The following is a 24,788-nucleotide window of genomic DNA, read 5'->3' as shown; positions in this document are numbered from 1 at the left end:
GTTCCCCAGCGAAGGCTGGGGTCCAGAACCAAGACAATCGACGTTCCATTCACGGCTGGACCCCGGCCTGCGCCGGGGAACACAAAATTGTGTGTTCCAGCGACGGCTGGATTCCAACGCGTTTATGAAACGCCCAAACCTCAACCCTTCAGCACTTCGACCAATGTCTTGCCGAGCAATGATGGTGACGGCGATACGCGGATGCCGGCGGCTTCCATTGCTGCGATCTTGCTTTCTGCGTCACCCTTGCCGCCCGATACGATGGCGCCAGCATGGCCCATACGGCGTCCGGGAGGTGCGGTGCGTCCGGCGATGAAACCAGCCATTGGCTTTTTGCGGCCCTTCTTGGCTTCGTCGATCAGGAACTGTGCAGCTTCTTCTTCTGCGCTGCCGCCGATTTCACCGATCATGATGATGGACTTGGTCGCATCATCGGCAAGGAACAGTTCAAGGCAATCGATGAAGTTGGTGCCGTTGACGGGGTCACCGCCAATGCCAACCGCAGTGGTCTGGCCAAGGCCTTCAGCTGTGGTCTGGAACACGGCTTCATAGGTGAGCGTGCCAGAACGTGAAACCACGCCGACCGAACCTGCGGAGAAGATGCTGCCGGGCATGATGCCGATTTTGCATTCATTGGGTGTCAGAACGCCAGGGCAGTTTGGACCAATCAGGCGCGATTTCGAACCCGACAATGCGCGCTTCACCTTGACCATGTCGAGCACAGGAATGCCCTCAGTTATGCAAACGATCAACGGGATTTCCGCGTCAATGGCTTCAAGGATTGAATCAGCCGCAAAGGGTGGCGGCACATACACAACCGACGCATCCGCGCCCGTTGTTTGCTTGGCCTCAAGCACCGTGTCAAACATTGGCAGGCCGATATGCGTTGTTCCGCCCTTGCCGGGGGTAACCCCGCCAACCATCTGCGTGCCATAAGCAAGCGCCTGCTCGGTATGGAATGTGCCGGTGGCACCCGTCATACCTTGCGTGATGACCTTGGTGTTTTTGTTGATAAGGATGCTCACATACGTCTCCTAAATTCTGGGGTTCGCTTAGTTCAGCGAGGAATCAATTGCCTTACATGCGACAAGCAGTTCTTTGACCGCATCGACGCTAACCGCGAGGTTGCCCTTGGCTTCGTCATCAAGGGCGATTTCGACGACCTTTTCAACGCCGCCTGCGCCAATGACGACAGGTACACCGACATATAGATTGTCGACGCCATATTGGCCGGTCAGATGCACCGCGGCTGGAAGAACGCGCTTTTGGTCGTTCAAATAAGCTTCGGCCATCGCGATACCGCTTGTTGCCGGCGCGTAGAACGCAGAGCCCGTTTTAAGCAGACCAACGATTTCACCACCGCCGCTGCGCGTGCGCTGCACGATTGCGTCAATGCGCTCCTGAGTCGAAAAGCCCATTTTGATAAGGTCTGGAACCGGAATGCCCGATACGGTCGAATATTGAATGACGGGCACCATCGTGTCGCCATGACCGCCAAGCACGAAGCTTGTGACGTCTTTTACCGACACATTGAATTCGTCCGCAAGGAAGTGGCTGAAACGGGCCGAGTCGAGAACGCCTGCCATGCCGACAACCATGTGGTGCGGCAGGCCGGAGAATTCGCGCAGCGCCCAGACCATCGCGTCGAGCGGGTTGGTGATGCAGATGACGAATGCGTTTGGCGCGTTCGCGGCAATGCCTTCGCCTACGGCCTTCATGACCTTTAGGTTGATGCCAAGCAAATCATCGCGGCTCATGCCGGGCTTGCGCGCAACACCGGCGGTGACGATGATCACGTCGGCGCCAGCAATGTCGGCATAATCATTGGTGCCCGTAATCTTGGCATCGAAGCCTTCGACGGGACCGCATTGCGACAGGTCAAGCGCCTTGCCCTGGGGAATACCTTCAACAACGTCGAACAAGACGATGTCGCCGAGGCCTTTCAATGCTGCGAGGTGAGCAAGCGTGCCGCCGATATTACCGGCGCCAATAAGCGCAATTTTTTTGCGAGCCATACAAAACTGTCCTTCCCTTAGGGCTTTTTAGCGGAATTGCGGCGTCGTTACGCCGAATCGCTGTGGATAACAACCCAATAAAGGCCCAAAGTTAAGGCTTTTTATGATAACAGTTCGCAATAGCGATAGCGGGCGAAGAGCACGCTGTCAGTTACCAGCCACCCGCCGCAACATTTCCATCCAGATGGGCACTTGGCCATGAAATCCTTCGGCCCAGACGCGTTCATCCAGGCCATGCGCGCCCTCTTTCTGTCCGACGATGCTCCAAAGGCCACCAAATCCATAAACGGGAATGCCAGCGGCACGTAAAAACGCGCCGTCGGTAGCGCCTGCCGACTGGAATGGCAGAACGGGCGCGTTGGGAAAGCGGGTTGCGACAGCAGCCCGATAGGCTTGGACTATGTCATCGCGCATCGGTGATGGTGCGGTTTCGGGTGTTTGCGATCCTTCGGCGGCCGATACCGTGACATCCGGTCCTGAAAGGGCTTGCAATTGCTGGCGGACATCCTCTGTTTTAACGCCGGGAAAAATGCGGCAGTTCACATTGGCTTCGGCCTTTTGGGGCAAGGCATTTGGTGCGTGACCACCAGACAACATCGTTGCAACACAGCGCGTGCGCGTGCTTCCGGGGTCCATCGCTTCCAATAGATCGGCGGTTTCGCGATCTTGGGGATCGGCAAGATATCTGCGCAATAGCTCGCCAAATTGGCCACTATCGCCTTTTGCCAGCATCTCGAAGCTGGCGCGTGTGGCATCGTTAATCATGGCTGGAAAGCGATGCCGCTCCACTGCGGTGAGCGCATTGGCCAGCGCATAAATCGCATTGTCGGGACGCGGCACGCTGCTGTGCCCGCCACGGTTCACCGCGGTCAGCCGGAAATCGGCGTAGGTTTTCTCCGCAATCTGAATGCCGAAGCCTTCAACGCGGCCATCAGGGAAAACCGACCCGCCGCCAGCATCGCCATTGAGCGCATATTCGGCGTCAATAAGGTCGCGCCATTCGGTTGCCGCGCGCCGCGCACCGTTGCCGATCGTCTCTTCATCGCCGGTAAACAGCACAATGATATCGCGCGTCGGTTCAAACTTTTCTGCGCGCAAATATTGCAGGGCAAGGACGATACCGGTCAAGGCCGCCTTATTGTCGTTTGACCCGCGACCCAGATAATAGCCGCCTTCTTCCCGAAACTTAAATGGCGGATATTTCCAATCGCTTGCTTTGGCGGCGACGACATCCATGTGCGCCATCAGCAAAATCGGCTTTTTGCCCGACGGCTTTGCTGCGGGCCAACGGACAATCATTGTCTGGGTATTGTCATGATCCTTGATGATCACGTTGGTGATGCCAGCCTTTCGGAACTCGGCTGCCAATAATGTGGTCAGCTTTTTGAATTCGGCAGGCTGCCCCTCAACGGTGGGAATTTCGACGATCTTTGCAAAGAGCGCACGTTCCGATGCTATTTTCGATGCAGCTGTTTGCGCATGTGCAGCGGTCGTCAGGGCCAAAATGCCTGCCAATAAAAACGTGCTCCGTCCGATCATCTTTTCTCTCCCTTTATGCAATGCTAGCGCGCGCCGTGGCCTTCCGCCAGATAATCTTCCGACTGCATTTCCATCAGCCGCGATACGGTACGGTCAAATTCAAAACGCCCGTCGCCCATTGGGTAAAGCTGGTCAGGGCCGGCATCTGCGCTCGCCAAAAACTTTACGCGATATTCGTACAACGCATCGATCAGCGTCACAAATCGCGCCGCTTCATTGCGGTTGTGCGGCCCAAGCACGGGAATGCCCACCATCAAAACGGTGTGGAACCGTCGCGCAATAGCCAGATAGTCAGAGGCACCGCGCGCCTCCGCGCAAAGACGCTTGAACGAGAAAACGGCAACGCCCTTCAGCGCCTTTGGCACATGCAGTGTCCGACCGCCGCCCACGTCGAGTTCTAACGAGGGGACATGTGCGCGGTCCTCGGGCGGGTAATCCGTCATCCGGAAAAATGTTTCCGATAATGCCGCCGTCGCCTCGGCACCATTGGGTACGAGCCAGGTTTTGGCATTGCCCAGACGGTCGCGCCGATAGTCTGTCGGGCCATCGAGCGCAAAAATATCAAGCCTGTCTTTGATCAACGCGATGAACGGTAAAAACAGCTGGCGGTTGAGGCCATCCTTATACAGGTCATCGGGTCGTCGGTTCGATGTTGTGACAACCGTGACGCCTGCGGCAATCAATCCTGTGAACAGCCGAGACATGATCGCTGCATCGGCCATGTTGTTGACGACCATTTCGTCAAAACAGAGCAGCCGGGCTTCATCCGCAAGTGCCGCGACCACGGGCGGAATAGGATCGCCTTTCTCTTTTTCGCGCTCAACCTTTAGCCGCGCGTGGATATCCAGCATGAATTCATGGAAATGGGCACGACGTTTCCGCTGTATCTGCACGCTGTCAAAAAACAGGTCCATGAGCATGGATTTTCCGCGCCCAACACCGCCCCATAAATATAGCCCGCGCGCGGGGTCCGGCTTGCGTCCCAAGAAACGCCACATTGTGCTTCCGCGGGGCGGCACGGCCTCAAGCTCTGTTTGCACTTTCGCCAGCGCCAAAACGGCCTTGGCTTGATCAGCATCAGGCTTCAATTCGCCTGCACTGACAAGGGCTGCGTGCCGATCCGTGACCGAGGCGGGCATCATTTCTGACTGGGTTTTCGGATCGTCCCTGAAAACGCGGCGACGCGGGACTCGCCTTGCGAGACAACGCCGCGCATGAACAGCAGGCGACCCGTTTCTTTTAAAAGTTCGACCTCAGCCTCAAGTGCTTCGCCGATTACTCCAGCGCCAATGAACTGCACCGATAGGTCAAGCGTAACGGCAGCGCCCGCCTCAATCAGGCCAAACATCCGCGATGCGCCAAACATGGCCACGTCAATAAAACCCAGCGTGACGCCGCCATGCACCGCGTCGCGCAAGTTGCTGTGCCGGTGTTCGGGAAACATGCGAAGGCGTGCTTTATGATGCCCTTCGCTGCGCACCAGCATTTTACCGAGGACCGTGCCATTATAGCGCGTGGCATCGGTCATCTGCCAGTTTAGCCAACCAGGATTGTCCGGATCCGGACTGCTATCAAAAGCGGGTGTGTCCAACTGCCGTCCCGTAAATTAAAGGTGGCGTTCGGCAACCATCTTCTTGGTTTCCGCAATGGCCTTTGCAGGGTTCAGACCCTTGGGGCATGCATTCGCGCAGTTCATGATCGTGTGGCAGCGATACAGACGGAATGGATCTTCCAACTCATCCAAACGCTCACCGGTCATTTCGTCACGGCTATCAGCCAACCAACGATAGGCCTGAAGCAAGATGGCTGGGCCCAAAAACTTGTCGCTGTTCCACCAATAAGACGGGCAGCTTGTCGAGCAGCATGCGCACAAGATGCACTCATACAGACCATCGAGCTTTGCGCGGTCTTCCGGCGACTGAAGGCGCTCTTTGCCCGATGGTTCAGGCGTAACCGTTTGCAGCCATGGCTTGATCGACGCATATTGCGCATAAAAATGGGTGAAGTCAGGAACCAGGTCCTTGATAACTTCCATATGCGGCAGCGGCGTCAGTGTGACTTCGCTTTTGCAATCTTCAATTGCCGTGGTGCACGCGAGGCCATTTTTGCCGTCGATGTTCATCGAGCATGAACCACAAATGCCTTCGCGGCATGAACGGCGGAATGTCAGCGACGAATCCTGCTCGCCCTTCATCTTGATCAATGCGTCGAGGACCATTGGGCCGCAGGTTTCGGTATCGACTTCAAAAGTGTCGTAACGCGGGTTTTCGCCACTGTCGGGATCGTAACGATACACCTTGAATTTCTTGACTTTCCCGTCGGTTTTCGCGGCGTGAACAGTGCCCTTTTGGACCTTGCTGTTCTTTGGGAGGAAGAAATCGGCCATATCAATATCCTGCTGTCGTCGTGACGTGTAATTCCATATCTGCCGAACGCCCTAACCAAGCGTTTGTGCAATCACAAGCCCTCAACTGCGTCTGTTCGGGTTGCTTTTTCTGCAAGTCGGACGCGCAGCTTGTCGATTTTGCGGCCATCCATATCCACAACTTCAAAATGCCAACCTTGGTCGCGGAAGGATTCGCCCTCTACGGGCAAGTGCCGCAAGATATGCAGGACATGGCCCGCAGCGGTCGCATAATCGCGGTCTTCAGGCAAATCAATCGATAGCGCGTCTGCCATTGCGTCGGCGGACATGGCGCCCGAGACGAGCATCGATCCATCGTCCAATGTGATGATGTTCGGCGCGCTGCCTTGCGCCTGATCCGATGCAAACTCGCCCGCAATCGCCGCCAAAAGGTCGTTGGGCGTGACGATTCCTTCAAAATGGCCATATTCATCATGGACCAGCAGCATCGGCACATCGGACGAACGCAGGATTTCAAGTGCATCCATGGCGTCAAGTTGATCGGGGATGATTTCGGCGCGACGCATCAAGCTGCGGATATCCAGACTTTCGCCGCGAATCTGGGCAGCAACAATATCGCGTGATTGGACAACACCGATGATATCGTCACCATCTTCGCCGGTGACGGGTAGCCGCGTGTGCAGCGAATTTAACAGCGAATCGCGGACATCATCTTCAGATGCGTCGGCTGCAATACGGTCGACATCCGTACGTGGCGTCATGACCTCACGCACTGGACGGTCAGCCAGCCGTACAACGCCTGCAATGACCTTATGTTCATGCTCTTCAATGATGCCTGCATGGGTGGCTTCGGCGAACACCATACGCAGTTCCTCGGCGCTCAGTGCGTCACGGGTGTCGCGGCGAAGCCCGAGTGCACGGAATATGGTCGCGCTGGATTTATCAAGGGTCCAGACAATCGGTGCGGTCACGCGTGCCAGCATCTCCATTGGGCCCGCCATGGTGACGGCGATTCTTTCGGGCGCAATGAGCGCAAATTGCTTGGGGACCAGTTCGCCGACCACCAAGGATGCGTAAGTCGTGATGCTGATGACAAGCCCGAAACCCAAAGTTTCCGACCATTCCTTGTCTATGCCCAAAAGTGCGATGCGTTCGGCCACTGGCCCGCCCAGCGTCGATCCAGAATAAGCACCCGCGATAATACCAATGAGCGTGATGCCGATTTGCACGGTGGATAAAAACTTGCCCGGGTCTCGTCCCAACCGAAGGGCGGCCGCTGCGCCGCGCTTTCCGTCTTCCGCCATGGCCTTTAGTTTCGCTGTGCGCGCCGAAACGATGGCGAGTTCAGACATGGCAAACACGCCGTTCAGGGCAATGAGAGCCAATATCGTTGCGGCATCAAACCACGGGAAAGGATGAAGAGGTTCCATAGGGACCTGCTTCCCATAGTGCCAACGCCAGCGCTTTGGCAACAAAATGCCGCAAAATCTGTTATAATCAACGGATGCAACCCAGCCAATGATAATCGCAGGTTCATCATGGGTGTCGCTTATGGGGCATCCAAGCTGAAAGGGAAAATGATGAAGAAGAATCAATTGATAACGCTGTCGCTTATGGCCGCTATGCTGCCGCTATCGGCATGTGTGACCGATCCGGAAACGGGCCAGCGCACGATTTCGAAGACTGCGCTTGGTGGCGTTGGCGGCGCATTGGGTGGATATTTGCTTGGCGACCTTATTGGCGGCCGCAGCGATCGCACGGAAAAGATTGTCGGCGCGGGTATTGGCGCTTTGGCCGGTGCGGGTGTTGGCTATTATATGGACGAACAAGAAAGAAAGCTGCGTCAGCAAACTGCGGGCACGGGCATCAACGTTATTCGCGATGGCGACAATCTTGTTCTCGATATGCCTTCCGAAGTGACCTTTGGCCTCGATAGCGCGAATATCGATGCGGGTTTCCGCAATACGCTGGATCAGGTTGCATCGACGCTGACGCAATATGAAAAAACCTATGTTGACGTCATGGGCCATACCGATTCCACAGGGTCGGATGCCTATAACCAGTCGTTATCGGAACGCCGTGCGTCGGCTGTTGCAAGCTATCTAACCTCGCGCGGCGTTCAGTCCGCGCGTCTTGCAACGCGTGGCTATGGTGAGAGCCAGCCAAAGGCGAGCAATCTGGATGAGGCAGGTCGCGCGGCGAACCGTCGTGTCGAAATCCGTCTTGTGCCCGTGACCCAAGGATAATGCGAATTTAGACGGCAACACCCTGAAGCAATTTGGGCAGCGCGCCGCTTTCGCCCCGCGCCTCGGCCATGAAAAATGCCTTGGCCGGGGCAGCGCGTTGCACCATGGCCATTCCGAAACGCCGGACCGCCGACGCGGCTTTCCCGGGAATAGAAAAAAGGCGGTTCAAGCCATCGGTCGATACCGCGATCAGCAACGTATCAATGCTGCGCCACCGGCTATAGCGATCGAGCAACTGCGCATCGCCAAAATCAAGACCAAGCCGCATCCCGTCGACCAATACTTCGGTTAACGCCGCAACGTCGCGCAGCCCAAGGTTGAGCCCCTGACCCGCGATCGGGTGAATGCCATGTGCGCTGTCGCCGATGAGCACCAGCCGTTCCGCCGTGATGTTGGCTGCATGGTGGAACCCAAGTTTGTACGACGATAAAGGCGCGGCGATCTCAACTGCACCCAATATTCCGCCCATCGCCTTTTCCAGCTCCGCCGCATATCCACGCGGCGACAATTTCATATATCCCGGCGCATCTGCGGCATCGACCGACCAGACGATCGCTGAACGATGCCGCCCGTCGTCCGCATCCAACATGGGCAAGACGGCAAATGGGCCTGACGGATAAAAAATCTCATAGGCAATGTTGTTGTGGGAATGTTCGTGGAAGATCGCACCGACCATGGCGCTATGGTCATATTGCCAGTGCGCAATATTGATTCCCATTTCCTCGCGAGTCTGGCTTTGCCGACCTTCCGCGACAATCATCAGATCAGCGGTCAAAACTTTGCCGTCGTCGAGATGCACGGAGGCGCGACCTGAATCCTGTGATTTGTGGGTGATGTTGGCGGGCATGTGCAACTGGATCGCGTCGCTTTCGAGCGCCGCATTGTACAACACGCTGCGCAAGAAGCGGCTTTCAAACATTTGGCCCAAGAAGCCGTCATCTTCGGCTGGTGCGAAATCCAGTGATCCGGGCTTTAAGCTATCGCTCACCCAAATCTTTTCAATCGGGCAGCCTTTTCCGGCCAATGCGTCGCCCAGTCCAATGGCTTCGAACAGTTTATAGCTAGAGCTCGATATGGCAAAGGTGCGGCCGTCAAAGCCGGCTTGCAGCATGCTCGCCTGATCGGCGCGGTCAATGACATGGCTGGTGATGCCATGTGCAGCCAATGCCAATGCTTGCGTAAGCCCGATGAGCCCGCCGCCGATAATGATGACGTCTGCTTTGTGATTCATATTGCCCCTATGCCGCAACAGATGGGCGGACTCAAAGGAGGATTTTGACCGTAGCCCATCCACGTTGGCAGCAATCTTCAACCTGTAATACTTGACGGCGAGTCCAGCGACAGCGAAAAGGGGGCGTTCGGCCGTTGGCGGCCACCCATATATGGCATTATAATCATGGCCTCGCGCATTTCTAAATTTACGTCAAAAACGAACATGGCCAATTGGCGGAATATGATGCGCGCGTCGCTGATCCGCAGCAGCACCTTGTTTGGCGCGGCTGTGCTTGGCCTGTTTGCGGTATTTTATGGCTTTGCGGTGCTTAGCTATTCGGCCGGCGATGCGGCGTTCAATAGCGCGGCTGCAGATGTGCAGCACAACTGGATGGGCCAAAGCGGCGCCTATGTGTCCGACATCATGCTGTTTCTATTTGGCGTTCCTGCCATTTTCCTGTTCCCGCTGATGCTGGTGTTCGCACGACGCTTGTGGCGCGCAGTCCCGCAGCCGCAGTGGAAACGGCAGCTTACATTATGCCTGTGCGGCATGCTGCTGATCGGGTTTGGCATGGCCTATTGGCAGCACGGCAGCGACATCGGCTTGCCCGCTGGATGGGGCGGCGCGATTAATTTGCTGTTGGCAAATGCCGCCGTCGCACTTGTTGGTCAAATTCAGGGGGTGCTCGGCACTATATTGCGGGTTCTGCTGATTTTGGGCAGCTTAAGTGGCGGGGTAGCGTTGGTTATTCGCGCGCTTGAGCTTGAGCGCCCGCTGTTCCGCATCCCTTCATTGGCCATGCCTAAATTTTCAGGGCTGAAAAACGATCTGGGTGCCTTTGACGCAGACGATTCGGATGTTGCCCAAATTATCGAGCCCAAGCCGCCGCGTAAGGCTGTCGAGCCTGAACTACGCAAGCCCCCCGTGATCGAAGACCGCACGCTGGCGCCGAAAAAAGCGGCGTTCTCAACCGGTGCGCGGCAGGGCGATTTCTTTGGCAGCTTTGTTTTGCCGTCGCTTGATCTGCTTGATCCGCCGTCTGCCATTTCGGTGCCAAAGCTCGACAAAACTGCGCTCGAAGCAAATGCGCGCTTGCTGGAATCGGTGTTGGATGACTTTCACGTTAAGGGACAGATTGTTGCGGTGCGTCCGGGACCCGTGGTCACGATGTATGAGTTGGAGCCTGCAGCGGGTATCAAATCCAGCCGCGTTATCCAGCTGGCAGAAGATATTGCGCGCAACATGTCCGCCTTGTCCGCGCGTGTTTCGACGATACCGGGCCGCACCGTCATGGGTATTGAGCTGCCCAACGCCCATCGCGAAGCCGTGGTGTTTCAGGAAATGGTCGGATCAGACGCCTTTGCCGATCAAAAGGGCGCTTTGCCGATAATTTTGGGTAAGAATATCTCCGGCGATCCCGTCATCGCCGATCTCGCCCCGATGCCGCATTTGTTGGTCGCAGGGACAACCGGTTCAGGTAAATCGGTCGGCCTAAACTGTATGATATTGTCGTTGCTCTATCGTTTGACGCCGGACCAGTGCCGTATGATCATGATCGATCCCAAGATGCTTGAATTGAGCAGCTATGACGATATTCCGCATCTGTTGTCCCCCGTCGTCACCGAGCCTGCCAAAGCCATTCGCGCGCTCAAATGGGCGGTTGAGCAGATGGAAGAACGCTACCGGATGATGTCATCGCTGGGCGTGCGCAACCTTGCAAACTTCAACGAAAAAGTCCGCGGGGCAAAGGCAAAGGGTGCGCCATTGGGCCGTAAGGTGCAAATTGGCTATGACCCGATGACCGGCCAGCCGCAATATGAGGAAGAAAGCTTGGCCTATGAGCCAATGCCGCAGATCGTCATCATCGTGGACGAGCTCGCCGACCTGATGATGACCGCTGGTAAGGAAGTCGAATTCCTCATTCAACGCCTTGCGCAAAAGGCACGTGCTGCAGGTATTCACCTCATCATGGCGACGCAGCGGCCATCGGTTGATGTTATCACCGGCGTTATCAAGGCGAACTTGCCGACGCGTATTTCTTTCCATGTGACCTCGAAAATCGATAGCCGTACGATTTTGGGTGAACAGGGTGCCGAACAGCTGCTGGGCAAGGGCGACATGCTCTATATGGCGGGCGGTCGCGGGCTGACGCGTATTCACGGTCCGTTTGTTTCCGATGATGAAGTCCGCCGCGTGGCCGACCATTGGCGCGGCCAGGGGCAGCCCGAATATATTCAGGCGGTGACCGAAGAACCCGAAGACGGCGGTTTCGACTTTGGCGGAATGGGCGGCGATGACAATGAAGAAGACGCGCAATATCGCAAGGCGTGCCAGATCGTGTTTGAAAGCCAAAAGGCATCGACGAGCTGGATTCAGCGTCAGCTGCGGATTGGTTATAACAGCGCAGCTCGGTTGATTGATCGTATGGAAGAAGACGGCTTCATCACCGCGCCGAACCACATTGGCCGCCGCGAAGTGCTGCGTGACCGGACCGGCGAGCCGCTGTAGACGTTAAGACGGCGTTCAAGGCGGTTGCCCTAGCCGCGATTGAACCCCTCCCAAGGAAACCAGAATGACCTTTCGAAATTACGTCTTAATGCTCGCGCCCGTTGCCTTGATCGCGGTCGCGCCGTCGAATGCGCAATCGCAGGCGGATCGCATGGCGCGCGTGACCCAGCATATGAAGACGGTGGGCACAATGACGGCCAACTTCACCCAGACGGATCGCAACGGCGGGGCTGTAACGGGCAAGCTTTTGCTCAAGCGTCCCGGCCATGTGCGTTTTGAATATCAAAAAGATGTGCCGTTGTTGATCGTTGCCGATGGACGCGCGCTGACCATGGTCGATTATGAAGTCAAACAAGTGCAGCGCTGGCCAATCCGTAACAGCCCGCTCGCCGCGTTGCTTGACCCGGGCAAGGATTTGGCGCGCTTTGGCAAACTGGTCCCGACATCAACCGATGATGTCATCAGCGTCGAAGTTCGCGACCCGAAGCGCCCTGAATATGGCACCATTACAATGATATTCGTCAACAAGCCCGGCGCGCCGGGTGGATTGACGCTGAACGGATGGGTTGCGCTTGATTCCAAAAACAATCGCACAAGCATCCGGCTCAGCAACGTTACCTATAATGGCGCCATCGCCGACAGCGCATTTTCATGGAAAGACCCACGGCCCGTCCGACGGAAATCTTAAAATCGGTCGACGAACCGATGCTGATGACCGACAAGCTGCCGAGCTGAACGGTTTCGTTCATCTCAACGACAGGAAAGTCATCCTATAATTTGATGGTCAGCGATTGAGAGTTCGTGTGGTTTTCCCCCTGTTGCCCACGACATTAAATCGTCGCTGATACCCGCGTGACGAACGCAAGCTTAGCCCTCATCCCAAATGCCCCCGGGATGAGGGCTTTGCTTTTTTGGCATGGATTTCGCTTCACCGACTTGCCCCTGCCGCTTCTGGCATATAGGGCCATATTCTTATGTCTCAGACCATCCGTATCGCCTCGTGGAATATCAATTCGGTTCGCGCCCGCATCGACATTGTCGAACGCTATCTGAAAGAAGAAGCGCCCGACGTCCTGTGCCTGCAGGAAACCAAAGTCATCGACAGCCTTTTCCCCGAAGGATTGTTTCGGCAGCTTGGCTATCGCCACATGGTTTTGAATGGCCAGCCGATGCATCACGGTGTCGCGATTGTCAGCAAGCTGCCTTTAATCAACCGCCGCGTTGAAGATTGGCAGGCGAATGGCGAAGCGCGGCATGTGGGTGCGGAGCTGAATGTCGACGCCGCAAAGGGTGTGCGGATCGACAATGTCTATATTCCGGCTGGCGGCGAAGTTCCCGACAGCGAAGTGAATTCGAAATTCGGACAAAAGCTTGGGTTCCTCTCGCGCATGACCGAGTGGTCGCGTGCGGTCACCAGCCCGACCATATTGACGGGTGATTTCAACGTTGCGCCGCTTGAGCATGATGTTTGGAGCCATAAGCAGCTCGTCAATGTCGTCAGCCACACAAAAATTGAATGCGAACATTTGGCCGCGATTAAGGAAGCCGCGGACTGGGTCGATGTCGCGCGGCATTTTGTCGAACCGTCGAAGAAGCTGTACACATGGTGGAGCTACCGCGCGCAGGATTGGGAGACATCGGATCGTGGCCGCCGGCTTGACCATATGTGGGTGACCCCTGACTTGAAGGAGAAGGCCAAGTCGCATGTGGTGCATAAGCATGTGCGCGGATGGGGTAAGCCATCTGACCATGCGCCCATCGTTACGGAATTTGCCTTTTGAACGGTGCCCCCGCAATTGAGGGCGATGCCCGCCGTGCGGCGCTGGCCATTGACGCGCTGCGTCGTGGCTGGGCCATCAATGTCGAACATCTCGGCCAAGCCCTTTGCCTTTTGCCGATTGAGACCGCGCGCGACGTTGCAGGTGCGCAGGCCATCCTGCTTTCCGCGAGCCGGGCGGCGACATTGAAACTCATGAACCAGCGCGCCGCGGCCGATACCGCTTTGCCGGTGATGATAAAGGCGCCAGCGGACCTTGATATCAACCTGGCATTGGCGGTGGCGGATCCAACGCTCGATTTGCGTTACCCGATGAAGGGCCCGTTTGAAGCATTGGCGCTCGCCGATGGACCTGCTGCAGCAGCAGCCATTGAGCTTGCGCGGCTTGCTGGACTGCTCCCCGCTTTTTTGGTGTTGCCGGATTCGGAACGTGCGTCCGCGACTGTATCCCCGCAGGATGTCGCTGCGTTTGACGATAGCGGGGCGTTGCACATTGCGGCGCGCGCACGGTTGCCGGTTGCTGCAAATGTCGATGCTGAAATTGTCGCATTTCGAACGGACGTGGACGCGTCAGACCATGTCGCTTTGCTCATCGGCAAACGCGATGGCACGCCGCCTGTTGTCCGGTTGCATAGCGAGTGCCTGACGGGTGATGTCTTGGGCAGCCTGAAGTGCGATTGTGGCCCGCAATTGCACGAGGCGTTACACCAAATCTCCGACGCCAATTGGGGCATACTTTTATACTTGCGTCAGGAAGGCCGTGGCATCGGCCTGATCAACAAGCTGCGTGCCTATGCGCTTCAGGATCAGGGATTTGATACCGTCGATGCCAATACTCGATTGGGCTTTGCCATTGATGCGCGCGATTTTTCGGTCGCGGCCCGTATGCTGGAACTGCTTGGCATATCCAACGTCCGGTTGCTCACGAACAATCCTGAAAAGGTTGAAGGCCTGAGGTCCGCAGGCATATCTGTCGAAGAGCGACTGCCGCTAAAAATCGCGGCGAACCCGCATAATGCGCATTATCTTGAAACGAAAAAGAGCCGCACGGGTCACGCGCTTTAGCTGCACGCCGCAAATTGCAGCCAGTTTCTGATGTCCGGACCCTCGAGGACCGAACCTTATTGCGGTTCGCGAACGCCCGCTTCGTCGCGCGACGATCTGGGTTCCCGGCGCCCGATAGCGCGCTCGATAAATGCGTCATCCAAAGGTTCCGGGTCAGTCGCCGGCATTGCGCCGGGATCGCCAAAAGCAGGGTCGCCCTCAATCGGCATACCGTTTTCGTCGAACAGCATTCCCTCTTCCCCTTCGCCAAGCAGGAAATCTTCGCCTTCCAATTGTTCGGGGAAGGTTACTTCGGTCGCAAAATTTTCCACGGGTCGGCCGGATACTGCAACCCGCATATAGGCGGCCCAAGCTTGCGCTGGCGCTCGGCCGCCTTCCAAGCCGCCGATCGAACGCGCATCATCGCGGCCCATCCAGACGCCGGTTGTCAAACCACTTGAAAAGCCAAGGAACCAGCCGTCCTTGTTGCTGCTCGTGGTGCCGGTCTTTCCCGCGACAGGACGGCCGATATTGGCGGCCCGGCCTGTGCCGGTTGCAACCGCCGTCTGCATGAGGTCCGTCATGGCACCTGCGACCCAATCCTCCACCAATTGCACGGATCGGGCAGGCTTTGCCGAATATAAAATCTCGCCATCAATGGCGGTGACTTTGGAGATGCCATAAGGCGTAATGCTGCGGCCATTGGAGCCCACGGACGCAAAAGCCTGCGTCATGTCGATAACGCGGGTTTCCGATGTCCCCAGCACCATCGACGGCTGCGTGTTGATGGGTGTCGTTATGCCAAAACGGCGTGCCATGTTGGCAATGCTGCTGGTGCCAACCTCTTGCCCCAATTGTGCGGCAACAGTGTTTTTCGAATAAGCAAATGCCGTCCGCAGTGAAATTTCACCGGCATACTGGCCGTTGCTGTTTTTGGGTTGCCAGCCTTCGATTTCAACGGGTTTATCCTCAACCATGTCTTCGGGACGGAGGCCGGCTTCCAACGCGGCCAGGTAGACGAACAATTTCCAAGCTGAACCTGGTTGCCGGACTGCTGTTACAGCGCGGTTATAATTGCTGGTCACATAATCGGTGCCGCCAACCATAGCTTTAACTGCGCCATCGCGGTCAATGGACACCAGCGCACCTTGCGCACCGCGCGGTACGTTGGCCGCTATCGCTGCCGTTGCCGCGCGTTGCATTTTCAGGTCAAGCGTGGTCCACACATCAATGGGTTTTTCGGTTTCGTCAATCAGGCCGTCCAATTGTGGCAAAACCCAATCGGTGAAATAACGCACGCTGTCTTGCGGTTGCTGTTTCGCCATTTTCACGTCCGCCGGCTTTACTTGTGTAGCCTCGGCAGCGGAAATCATTCCGGCATCCTGCATGACTCCGACCACCACCGTGGCGCGGTCAATCGCAGCCTGTGCATCTGCTGTTGGTGAATAATGCGATGGCGCCTTTACAAGGCCCGCAATGATGGCGGCTTCGGCGAGGCTCAGATTTTCCGCACCATGATCGAAGAATTTGCGGCTCGCCGCATCAACGCCATAAGCACCGCCGCCGAAATAGACTTTGTTTAGATATAATTCGAGTATCTGGTCCTTCGAGAATTTCGTTTCCATCGCCAGCGCAAGAATGACCTCGCGGATTTTGCGTCCGAATTCCTTGTTGCTGTTCAGGTAAATGTTGCGGGCCAGCTGCTGCGTGATTGTTGAGCCACCTTGGGTCCAGCGTCCGTCAATTGCACGCACGTAAAGCGACCGCGTGATCCCAATAGGGTCTACACCCGGATGGATATAAAAGCGCCGGTCTTCCACTGCGACCATTGCGTCCTTCATTTCAGATGGCAGCTGATCAATGTCCAGCCATCGGCCGAAACTTGGTCCAAGCGATTGGATAACGGTGCCATCGGCAGCACGTACGCGGATCATCTGGCCGTTGGGCGATGCCTTTAAATCTTCAAAGCTGTCGATTTCGCCGCGGGCAATGGCGACAAAAATGCCCAACACCATGACGCCGAGCAGTGCCGCGATAACGCCGGCTTTGATGATACGTAAAATCCACGTTCCCATTGGGCGACGTTCTTTCGAAATTTTGCGCGGGCGTGCCATTGTGCAGGGTGTTAATCGGTCGCGGACTCGCCGACAAGCGTGTTCTTATTCGGGGTCGAATGTCAGCGCTGCGCTGTTGATGCAGTAACGCAGTCCGGTTGGCCCCGGACCATCGGGGAACACATGTCCCAAATGCCCTTCACATGCCGCACATCGCACCTCGGTACGGACCATGCCGTGCGAAACATCGATATGCTCATCAATGGCTTCACCGTCTGCGGGCGCGGTAAAGCTTGGCCAACCCGAACCGCTGTCAAATTTGGTGTCAGATGCAAACAACGTCGTGCCGCATCCGGCGCAGCGAAACGCGCCTTCGCGTTTTTCATCGGTCAATTTGCCCGCAAAGGCCCGCTCTGTTCCCGCCTCCCGCAGGACATGATATTGGATGGGGTCCAATTCTGCGCGCCATTGGGCGTCGGATTTGATAATTTTTTCCATGAAACGGCCTTTCGTTGCTGCGGATGTGGGCCTGTTTGCCATCGGGTTCAAGAGGCCGGCTTAACAGATATTTTCCCACCCATTACCCAGCAATATCAGTAATCAGCCGCGGCGCGATGCGGCACGCGCAATGCGGACAAGCTCTTCTTCCAAGATCGTATCAGCCAGTCCATCGCGGACATGCATAAGCTTGGATTCCACCTCAAGCAGATGGCTGTTCAACCCCGCAAGCCGCACCGATGGCCAGCGCGCAAGTTGTTGTGCGTAGCTGTCGGCGTCTTTCCAGAATATTGACCGGGTCGCTTTGACAACGGCGCCGGGGTTCGAACCATTGTCGACCTTTGCGCGCATAGCCGCGAGCAACGTTACCCGCCGCTGCATCGCGCGGATGATGCGGATGGCATCTACCCCCATGTCACGCGCGGCGACAAGTTCACGCCCCGTCCCGCGCAAATCGCCGCCCATGACCTGATGGATCAGGCCATTGATATTTTCCTCGCCCGTTTCCGCGGACAAGGCCTCGAATATGGGGACTTCAACCGTCGCGGGACGTTGCGGCGATGAATCATAATATAAGGACAGCTTTTCGATTTCAGCCTGCGCCAGTTTCCGGTCCTGACCCGTGTAGCGCGCGATCCGCGCGGCCAGTGGTCGGTCAATCTTCAGCCCCATCGTGGCTGCGTACGCCATCACCGCGGCTGCGGCATCGCCTTCCTCGGGCATGTAACATATATGCACCATCGCGCGGGGGTGGCCTTCGACAAGCTTCCGTAACTTGCTGGCCTTGGTCAGATTGCCGGCGGTCGCGATGACCGGATTGGCGTCGCCTTCAAGGGCGAGCAGATTTTCGACGGCAGCAACGCCTTCTTCGCGCCGGAAGTTCAGCCGGATGTGCCGCTTGTCGCCGAATAGCGAAAGCGCCGACGCCTCGTCCGCCAGAAGCGCGGGGTCATTGCGAATACGGTCGCTGTCGATATCGATCCGTTCCGAACCCGTCAGCGCGGCGGACATTTGCGATGCGATGTCGGCCGCCGCCGATTCATCCTGTCCGAAAATGAAAAACAGCCGAATCTCGGGACGTGTGCCAATGGCACTTATAAAGCTGCGTTCTTTGGCGTTGCTCATTCGCCGCGGGCGTAGATCGAAAGCCGGGTGACAATCTGATCCGCAACCTTCTGCGTCAGATTTTCCAGCGCGCTGTTTTCGCCAGCGATGGTGGCATATTCCGAACCGGCGACATCGATGCCCGCGTCAGATCCCGCGGTTGCATCAAGCACCGTTTCACCGGTAGCGACGGAGATCAGTTGATAGCGTGCGCGCAATGTGCGCCGTTCACGCGTGACCGTATCGTCGGCACGCACGCCAAAGCCTTCAATCCGGTCATCAAGTGTGACGACCAAGCGGAATTGGGCCACGTTGCTGTCTTGAGCGCCAAGGCGGTCGGTTAAGGCATTGCGCATCAACCAACCACTTTTGCCTTCGATTGTCGCGACCGATACGGAACCCAGCGTTGTTGCCACCGCGCCTTTTGATCCACCGCTGTATAAAGGCTGCAACCCGCATGCGGACAGCATCAAGGTAAGCAAGATAGGGGCGATGAAACGGTTCATAGGACGATGTTGACCAACCTATCGGGCACGACGATGATTTTCCGGATATCGGCACCGTCAATCGCATGCTGAACCTTTTGGCTGGCAAGCGCAAGCGCCTCCACTTCGGCCTGGGGCAGTCCCTTTGCAACGGTCAGCGTATCACGCAGCTTGCCCTTCACCTGAATGGCGATGGTCACTTCGTCTTCGACCAGCAGGTCAGGGTTGACCTGCGGCCAAGGTGCGTCGGCGATAAGGCCACCGCCTGATGCTGCGCCAAGCTGCGTCCATGCTTCTTCGGCCAAATGCGGAACCATTGGCGCAGACAATGTGACGATCGTACGGATCGCGGTATCGCGGCTTGCCGAAGGCGCTGCCTTTTCAATGGCATTGGCAAGGTCGTAGATTTTTGCGACCGCTTTGTTGAACGCGAGCGCTTCAATGTCCGCACCGACGCCGGCAATGATCTGGTGCGTTTTGCGGTCCAGCGCCTTGTCGACACCTTCGGCGCCGCTGACCTGACTTGTCAGACGCCACAGGCGCTGCACAAAGCGCCAGCAACCCTCAATCCCCGCTTCGGACCATTCCAGATCGCGTTCGGGCGGGCTGTCGGACAGCATGAACCAGCGCACGGCATCGGCGCCATATTGGTCGACAATATCGTCGGGATCGACGACATTCTTTTTGGATTTCGACATCTTTTCGATGCGACCTGCGACCGCAGGGGCACCGCTGTCGATGATGGTCCAGATGTCACCTTCACGACGCACCTGATCAGGGCTCAGCCATATTCCATTGGCATCCTGATAGGTTTGGTGCGTCACCATGCCTTGCGTAAACAGCGAGGCAAACGGCTCTTTCACGTCGATCATGCCGATATGGCTGAGCGCACGCGTCCAGAAACGGGCGTATAGCAAATGCAAAATCGCGTGCTCGACACCGCCAATATATTGGTCAACCGGCAGCCATTTTTCCGCCGCCGCACGGTCAAAGGGCTTGTCATGCGGTTGGCTTGCAAAGCGGATGAAGTACCAGCTGGAATCGACGAAAGTGTCGAGCGTATCGGTTTCGCGGCGCGCCTCTTGATGGCATTTGGGGCAGTCGACCTTGCTCCAGGTCGGGTGACGATCCAGCGGGTTACCGGGGATGTCAAAGCTGACGTCTTCGGGCAATTTTACAGGCAGCTGGTTATCCGGCACGGGGACTGCGCCACATGCCTGACAATGGATGATCGGGATTGGCGTGCCCCAATAACGCTGGCGCGAAACGCCCCAGTCGCGGAGGCGATATTGCGTTTGGCCTTGGCCCCAGCCTTCTTTCTCGGCCTTTGCGATCACATCCGCTTTCGCCTGATCAACGGTCATACCGTTCATCCAGTGCGAATTCACGATGACGCCGGGGTTGGTGTAGGCGACATTTCCTTCAAAATGGCTGTCGGTCACATCCCCATCGGCCACGACGCGGGTAACGGGCAAATGATATTTGCGCGCGAAATCAAGGTCGCGTTGGTCATGTGCCGGGCAGCCAAAGACCGCACCCGTGCCGTAATCCATCAAGACGAAATTGGCGACATAAACGGGCAAATGCCAGCTTGGATCCAGCGGGTGCTCGACGGTAAGCCCTGTATTGAAGCCAAGCTTTTCAGCGGTTTCAATGTCAGCCGCTGTCGTTCCGCCTTTGCGGCATTCCGCAATAAAGTCCTGCAAATCAGGCGCGTTGGCCGCCAGCTTTTGCGCGACCGGATGGTCGGCGGCAATGGCAATGAAGCTCGCGCCGAACATGGTGTCGGGACGCGTTGTAAATACATCAATGCCGTCGTCACCGCCCGGAAAGCGGAACCGGCATTTCAGGCCCTGCGATTTGCCAATCCAGTTTTCCTGCATCAACCGCACCTTGTCGGGCCACTGGTCAAGCGACCCAAGGCCAACGAGCAATTCTTCGGCAAAGTCGGTAATTTTCAAAAACCACTGGCTCAGCTTGCGGCGCTCAACAGGCGCACCCGATCGCCAGCCTTTGCCGTCGATCACTTGCTCATTGGCGAGCACTGTCATGTCGACAGGGTCCCAGTTCACGGCGGACTCTTTGCGGTAGACGAGCCCGGCGGCATACAGCTTCAGGAACAAGGCCTGTTCATGGCCGTAATATTCAGGTTCACATGTTGCGAGTTCGCGGGTCCAGTCAATCGCAAAGCCAAGCCGTTTCAGCTGCGCTTTCATGTTCGCAATATTGTCGCGCGTCCAGCTGCCGGGGTGGACCTTTTTCTCCATCGCCGCATTTTCCGCAGGCATGCCAAAGGCGTCCCAACCCATGGGGTGCAGCACTTCATGTCCGGTCATGCGCTTATACCGCGCTAACACGTCACCCATGGTGTAGTTGCGCACATGGCCAATATGGATGCGGCCCGATGGATAGGGAAACATTTCCAGGACATAGGCGCGTGGCTTTGTCGAGTTATCGTCCGCAACAAAGCTGCTGCGTTCTTCCCAAATCTTTTGCCACCGCGCGTCGGCGACGTGCGGGTTAAAACGCTCAACATTCGTCATAACAATTATCCGGTGATGGAAGACCGGCGAAGGTCACGTGCCTTGGTAAGAATGACCGCCTCAAGCTTTTGAACGGTTGCGGCACGCAGCGGCGCTGCGACCCACTGGTCATTTTGCAAAACTTCGCGGCTGCCGGCGACGCGCAAGGCGTCGGCGCGCAAATCCTGATCAAGGATCGAAATGGTCAGCTTAACGCGCTCGCCGGGGCTTTGCGGGTTCACATACCAGTCGGTGACAATGACGCCGCCCGACGAGTCGGTTTGCAGCAAAGGCATGAAGGACAAGGCATCAAGCGACGCGCGCCAAAGATAGCTGTTTACGCCGATTGTGGTGACCTGGCTGGCCGCGAGATCCGCCTTGGGACGCTCCCTCCCGCCACAGCCGGACAGCAGCCCCAAGCTTAACAGGCTGCCGGTCGCAATAATGAGTGCCAAGCGGGTGGTGCGCATAAAATGTCCTTGAACTATGAATATCTGAAACCTCTATAGCGGCTTGCTGTCCGGAGCAAGCTTTCTGGCTGCTGAACGGCGCGCAATTAATGCTGCGCTCATCTTCGGCCAGCTATGTGCCAGCTAAGTGATTGTGGACATCATGCAACATTCGGACAAAAATCACGTTATTCGAAGGATAAATGGGATAGGCCCCTTTTGAATCGCCAAAAGCATGCGTATACCCACTAAAGACAGGAGAGTAGGTAAGCGAATATCATGGACGTAAAGCGGGCATATAAGCGGAAATACGCGACGATTGCGGCAGCATTGCTAGCAATGGGTTCGCTCGCGGCGTCGCCCCTTGTTGTTCCTGCTTTTGCTGCAAAGGCTTTTTCGCAAGAGCCATCGGCTGGACCAAGCTGGATTTCCATGTTCACGCCTGCGGGTGGTGACAGCATTTTGGCACAGAAATTTTCTGCGGCACGCATTGAACCCAATGCGCGTTTTCCATTTACGCCCGCAAACGCGGGTGCCAGCCGCACAATCACCGTCGCTGCGCGCGCAAATTCCCGTTTGACCGCTGGTGCCGTTTCTATCCGCAATGCGCTGGCATCCAGCGAAGTCGGTGCAGGCAAGGGTCTTCGCCTTTCGGCGGTGGACTATCGTTTGACAGCATCAAAGGGCTGGCAAGGCTTTGCATTGCCTGCCGCACAACGTTACGCAGCCAAGACACCTTTGAGCGAACTTGGAAAAAGCAGCTTCTCGCTGGATGAAACCGCACGCAAGCCAAGCAAGTTCAGCACCAATATCAAATTGGACCAGAGCCGCGAATTGGCACCGCCAGCACGCGGCAGCGCAGCGTCGGGCGATTACAGGCTTGATGTGGGCGGGAGCTTCTCCATCAGCCGTAAAATCGACGTGACCGCAGGTGTTCGTTACGCCAGCGAAAATGACCGCGTCATTCCGTTGGCTGACAACCGCAAGGACAGCGAAGCTGTCTATGTCGGAACCAAAATCCGCTTCTAAGCGGTCCTTTTCTTAAAAGCATCAATCGCCGCCCAACCGTGGATCAACCGCGGCGAAAGCATCTGTGCGTTTCGGCGGTTCATTCCGCCAAGGGCGATGATGCGGCTGGATGACACCAGCTTTGCGAGCCGGTTAAATGCTAATGGCCCCAGCGGTCGCGCGCCGGGGTGACTGTTTGTTGCGAAAATAGGCGATAGGAACAACAGTTCTGGGCGCGCTGCCTGTACGCCCGCAATTTCACGTGCATCATGGACGGGCGCACTGTGCAGCAATCGCGACGCACGAGGGCTTCTTTGGTGAAACCCATCGGCGCGCCAACGCATCGCCGTCCGCTCGTCCCCCGCCAGCAGCAGGATATGCCCGCGCCGCCGACACATGCGCATGACCTGCCCGAACAGAAATTTTCGCGCCGCCGCGTCCAAATGATAATGTCGGAAGATGACGCCCGATCGTGCGGGAAGCCGTTGAATGGCGGGCAACAGATCATCCCCCAGACGTTCGTCGGTCATCAGCCAGATCTTCGGCAGGGGGTGGCTTCGCGGCATAGTTCTGCCTATAGCGTCGCGCTATGCAGGAAGCGACACCAGAAACAACCGCCGGTCCTTTGGCCGCAATCCGTGAACGCATGGCGGCCGCCGCCAAGATGGCCCGGCGTGCGCCCGAAGACATCCATCTGATTGCGGTGTCGAAAACCCGCGTCGCAGAGGATATTGAACCGCTGATTCACGAAGGCCAAATGCGCTTCGGTGAAAACCGCGTTCAGGAAGCGGCGACCAAATGGCCCGCGTTGAAGCAGCGCCACCCCGGCGTGCAATTGCATCTGATCGGGCAGCTTCAATCCAATAAGGCGGACGAAGCGGTCGCCTTGTTCGATATGATCCATTCGGTTGACCGGCTCTCGCTGGTGACGGCGCTTGGCAAGGCGATGGAAAAACAGGGGCGTCATATCCCCTGCTTCATTCAAGTGAACATCGGCGCTGAAGAGCAAAAGGGTGGCTGCGCGGTTTCGGAATTGCCCGCATTGATTGCGGCGGCAAAAGACAGCGGCGTTCCATTGGCGGGGCTGATGTGCATACCGCCAGCATCGATTGAGGCCGCGCCATTTTTTGCGTTGCTGGCCGAGCTCGCAGCCCGCCACGATTTGCCGCAACTGAGCATGGGCATGTCCGAAGATTTCGACACCGCGATCATGATGGGCGCGACCTATGTCCGCGTTGGCACAGCCTTATTTGGCGCGCGCAGCAGCCCCGTTTAAGGCAAAGCGCGCATAGCCCGCCTTGGTCGAGACCAAGGCTTCAACCGTCTCGTCACCCGCCACGTCGCAGGCGCGCATAATTGCGCTGTCCTGCACATCCAGTCCGCCGGTGAGCGCGCCAAATGCAGGCATGATGATTTTGCGCGCAGTTTTGACAAAGCACCGCCGCGCGACCATGCGCCCACGCAAGACCTGACGGAATTTCGGGTGGAAATGTCCCGATATTTCGGGATTGGGATCGCCGCGTTGCGCTTCGTGCCGAAATGTGATGCCTGACAGGCATATTTCGTCGTACGTTTTGCCGCCCCAAATGCCCGAAACCGCGCGGTCATGGTTCCCTGTGATCCAGAGCCATTCGGTATCGCAGGTCAAGTCGACCAACAATGCCGCCGCTGATTCCGCCAGACGGGCTTCCCCGTCATCGTCGTGGAAGTTATCGCCCAAAGATATGATTTTGGTTGGCCTATATTTGGTGCAGAGCGCCGCAATGTCCTCAAGCGTTGCAATGCTGTCATAAGGCGGCAGCATCTGGCCATTTAAGGCATACGCGCTCGCTTTTTCCAAATGCAGATCGGACACAAGCAATGCATTTTGGGCAGGCCAATATAAAGCGGCCTCATCGGCAACCTCAAATGACTGACCCCCAAATTCAAAAGCATGCGACATCGCCTGCGGCTATGCGGAT

At 56.9% G+C, this 24,788-nt stretch carries 23 protein-coding genes; 7 read left to right on the top strand and 16 right to left on the bottom strand.

Going from position 1 to position 24,788, the window contains the following annotated elements:
- Positions 1-140: 140 nt before the first annotated feature.
- From sucD to ACIQ5B_RS00700, 7 genes are all read right to left on the bottom strand, one after another.
- Positions 141-1,025, bottom strand: a complete 885-nt coding sequence (gene sucD, locus ACIQ5B_RS00730; RefSeq protein ID WP_183942353.1) for a succinate--CoA ligase subunit alpha — start codon at positions 1,023-1,025, stop codon at positions 141-143.
- Positions 1,026-1,052: 27 nt separating this feature from the next.
- The gene (gene mdh / locus ACIQ5B_RS00725) at positions 1,053-2,015 is read right to left on the bottom strand and encodes a malate dehydrogenase (protein WP_397597338.1); all 963 of its coding nucleotides are present in this window, start codon (positions 2,013-2,015) and stop codon (positions 1,053-1,055) included.
- A gap of 147 nt (positions 2,016-2,162) precedes the next feature.
- A complete protein-coding gene (locus tag ACIQ5B_RS00720; RefSeq protein WP_397597337.1) occupies positions 2,163-3,554 on the bottom strand; it encodes a M20/M25/M40 family metallo-hydrolase in 1,392 nt (463 codons plus the stop codon).
- A 23-nt stretch (positions 3,555-3,577) separates the two neighbouring features.
- Positions 3,578-4,696 carry a cell division protein ZapE gene (gene zapE, locus ACIQ5B_RS00715; protein WP_397597336.1) on the bottom strand — a complete coding sequence of 373 codons (1,119 nt, stop codon included), beginning with the start codon at positions 4,694-4,696 and terminating at the stop codon, positions 3,578-3,580.
- Entirely contained in the window at positions 4,693-5,145 is a 453-nt protein-coding gene (locus tag ACIQ5B_RS00710) for a PaaI family thioesterase (RefSeq protein ID WP_397597335.1), read from the bottom strand. Before ACIQ5B_RS00710 ends, zapE begins: the two co-directional genes overlap by 4 nt.
- 15 nt (positions 5,146-5,160) lie before the next feature.
- Positions 5,161-5,940: a succinate dehydrogenase iron-sulfur subunit gene (locus ACIQ5B_RS00705; RefSeq protein ID WP_324479136.1), complete on the bottom strand. Its 780-nt coding sequence runs from the start codon at positions 5,938-5,940 to the stop codon at positions 5,161-5,163.
- A 71-nt stretch (positions 5,941-6,011) separates the two neighbouring features.
- Entirely contained in the window at positions 6,012-7,349 is a 1,338-nt protein-coding gene (locus ACIQ5B_RS00700) for a hemolysin family protein (protein WP_397597334.1), read from the bottom strand.
- A 147-nt stretch (positions 7,350-7,496) separates the two neighbouring features.
- Here ACIQ5B_RS00700 and ACIQ5B_RS00695 point away from each other — a divergent pair, with 147 nt between their 5' ends.
- On the top strand, positions 7,497-8,165 hold the full coding sequence (locus ACIQ5B_RS00695) for an OmpA family protein (RefSeq protein ID WP_395629352.1): 669 nt from the start codon (positions 7,497-7,499) through the stop codon (positions 8,163-8,165).
- A gap of 7 nt (positions 8,166-8,172) precedes the next feature.
- On the opposite strand, the gene ACIQ5B_RS00690 is transcribed toward ACIQ5B_RS00695, so the two are convergent.
- A complete protein-coding gene (locus ACIQ5B_RS00690; RefSeq protein ID WP_397597333.1) occupies positions 8,173-9,396 on the bottom strand; it encodes an FAD-dependent monooxygenase in 1,224 nt (407 codons plus the stop codon).
- 222 nt (positions 9,397-9,618) lie between these two features.
- On the opposite strand from ACIQ5B_RS00690, the gene ACIQ5B_RS00685 reads away from it, so the two are divergent.
- The 4 genes from ACIQ5B_RS00685 (at position 9,619) to ribA (ending at position 14,728) form a co-directional block, all read left to right on the top strand.
- Positions 9,619-11,886 (top strand): DNA translocase FtsK 4TM domain-containing protein, encoded by a 2,268-nt coding sequence (locus ACIQ5B_RS00685; RefSeq protein WP_397597332.1) that lies wholly within the window; start codon positions 9,619-9,621, stop codon positions 11,884-11,886.
- A gap of 64 nt (positions 11,887-11,950) precedes the next feature.
- Positions 11,951-12,574 carry an outer membrane lipoprotein carrier protein LolA gene (locus ACIQ5B_RS00680; RefSeq protein WP_397597331.1) on the top strand — a complete coding sequence of 208 codons (624 nt, stop codon included), beginning with the start codon at positions 11,951-11,953 and terminating at the stop codon, positions 12,572-12,574.
- Between the two features lie 286 nt (positions 12,575-12,860).
- Positions 12,861-13,667 carry an exodeoxyribonuclease III gene (gene xth, locus ACIQ5B_RS00675; protein ID WP_395635522.1) on the top strand — a complete coding sequence of 269 codons (807 nt, stop codon included), beginning with the start codon at positions 12,861-12,863 and terminating at the stop codon, positions 13,665-13,667.
- Positions 13,664-14,728 (top strand): GTP cyclohydrolase II, encoded by a 1,065-nt coding sequence (gene ribA, locus ACIQ5B_RS00670; protein WP_397597330.1) that lies wholly within the window; start codon positions 13,664-13,666, stop codon positions 14,726-14,728. The genes xth and ribA overlap by 4 nt, the downstream gene beginning before the upstream one ends.
- Before the next feature lie 56 nt (positions 14,729-14,784).
- Here the strand turns inward: ribA and ACIQ5B_RS00665 are convergent, their stop codons facing one another.
- From ACIQ5B_RS00665 to ACIQ5B_RS00640, 6 genes are all read right to left on the bottom strand, one after another.
- Complete coding sequence (locus ACIQ5B_RS00665; protein ID WP_397597329.1) at positions 14,785-16,821, bottom strand: transglycosylase domain-containing protein; 2,037 nt, start codon at positions 16,819-16,821, stop codon at positions 14,785-14,787.
- Positions 16,822-16,866: 45 nt separating this feature from the next.
- Complete coding sequence (gene msrB, locus ACIQ5B_RS00660; protein ID WP_397597328.1) at positions 16,867-17,259, bottom strand: peptide-methionine (R)-S-oxide reductase MsrB; 393 nt, start codon at positions 17,257-17,259, stop codon at positions 16,867-16,869.
- 102 nt (positions 17,260-17,361) lie between these two features.
- Positions 17,362-18,384, bottom strand: a complete 1,023-nt coding sequence (gene holA / locus ACIQ5B_RS00655; RefSeq protein ID WP_397597327.1) for a DNA polymerase III subunit delta — start codon at positions 18,382-18,384, stop codon at positions 17,362-17,364.
- On the bottom strand, positions 18,381-18,869 hold the full coding sequence (gene lptE / locus ACIQ5B_RS00650) for an LPS assembly lipoprotein LptE (protein ID WP_397597326.1): 489 nt from the start codon (positions 18,867-18,869) through the stop codon (positions 18,381-18,383). The genes holA and lptE overlap by 4 nt, the downstream gene beginning before the upstream one ends.
- Positions 18,866-21,391: a leucine--tRNA ligase gene (leuS, locus tag ACIQ5B_RS00645; protein WP_397597325.1), complete on the bottom strand. Its 2,526-nt coding sequence runs from the start codon at positions 21,389-21,391 to the stop codon at positions 18,866-18,868. Before leuS ends, lptE begins: the two co-directional genes overlap by 4 nt.
- 5 nt (positions 21,392-21,396) lie before the next feature.
- Positions 21,397-21,840, bottom strand: coding sequence for a DUF3576 domain-containing protein (locus ACIQ5B_RS00640; protein WP_397597324.1), 444 nt, complete (start codon positions 21,838-21,840; stop codon positions 21,397-21,399).
- A 258-nt stretch (positions 21,841-22,098) separates the two neighbouring features.
- Here ACIQ5B_RS00640 and ACIQ5B_RS00635 point away from each other — a divergent pair, with 258 nt between their 5' ends.
- On the top strand, positions 22,099-22,848 hold the full coding sequence (locus ACIQ5B_RS00635) for a hypothetical protein (RefSeq protein WP_397597323.1): 750 nt from the start codon (positions 22,099-22,101) through the stop codon (positions 22,846-22,848).
- Here ACIQ5B_RS00635 and ACIQ5B_RS00630 read toward each other — a convergent pair.
- Positions 22,845-23,357, bottom strand: a complete 513-nt coding sequence (locus ACIQ5B_RS00630) for a thiamine phosphate synthase (RefSeq protein WP_397597322.1) — start codon at positions 23,355-23,357, stop codon at positions 22,845-22,847. The two genes, ACIQ5B_RS00635 and ACIQ5B_RS00630, sit on opposite strands and share 4 nt — an antisense overlap.
- 59 nt (positions 23,358-23,416) lie before the next feature.
- Between ACIQ5B_RS00630 and ACIQ5B_RS00625 the strand changes: the two genes are divergently transcribed.
- Positions 23,417-24,103 carry a YggS family pyridoxal phosphate-dependent enzyme gene (locus ACIQ5B_RS00625; RefSeq protein ID WP_397597321.1) on the top strand — a complete coding sequence of 229 codons (687 nt, stop codon included), beginning with the start codon at positions 23,417-23,419 and terminating at the stop codon, positions 24,101-24,103.
- Here ACIQ5B_RS00625 and pdeM read toward each other — a convergent pair.
- The gene (gene pdeM, locus ACIQ5B_RS00620) at positions 24,074-24,769 is read right to left on the bottom strand and encodes a ligase-associated DNA damage response endonuclease PdeM (RefSeq protein ID WP_397597320.1); all 696 of its coding nucleotides are present in this window, start codon (positions 24,767-24,769) and stop codon (positions 24,074-24,076) included. The genes ACIQ5B_RS00625 and pdeM overlap by 30 nt on opposite strands.
- Positions 24,770-24,788: the final 19 nt, after the last annotated feature.

It is taken from the genome of Sphingorhabdus sp. (genome assembly GCF_044374345.1).
Taxonomy (GTDB): Bacteria; Pseudomonadota; Alphaproteobacteria; order Sphingomonadales; family Sphingomonadaceae; genus Sphingorhabdus_B.
This window is presented reverse-complemented; position numbering and strand designations above follow the sequence as displayed.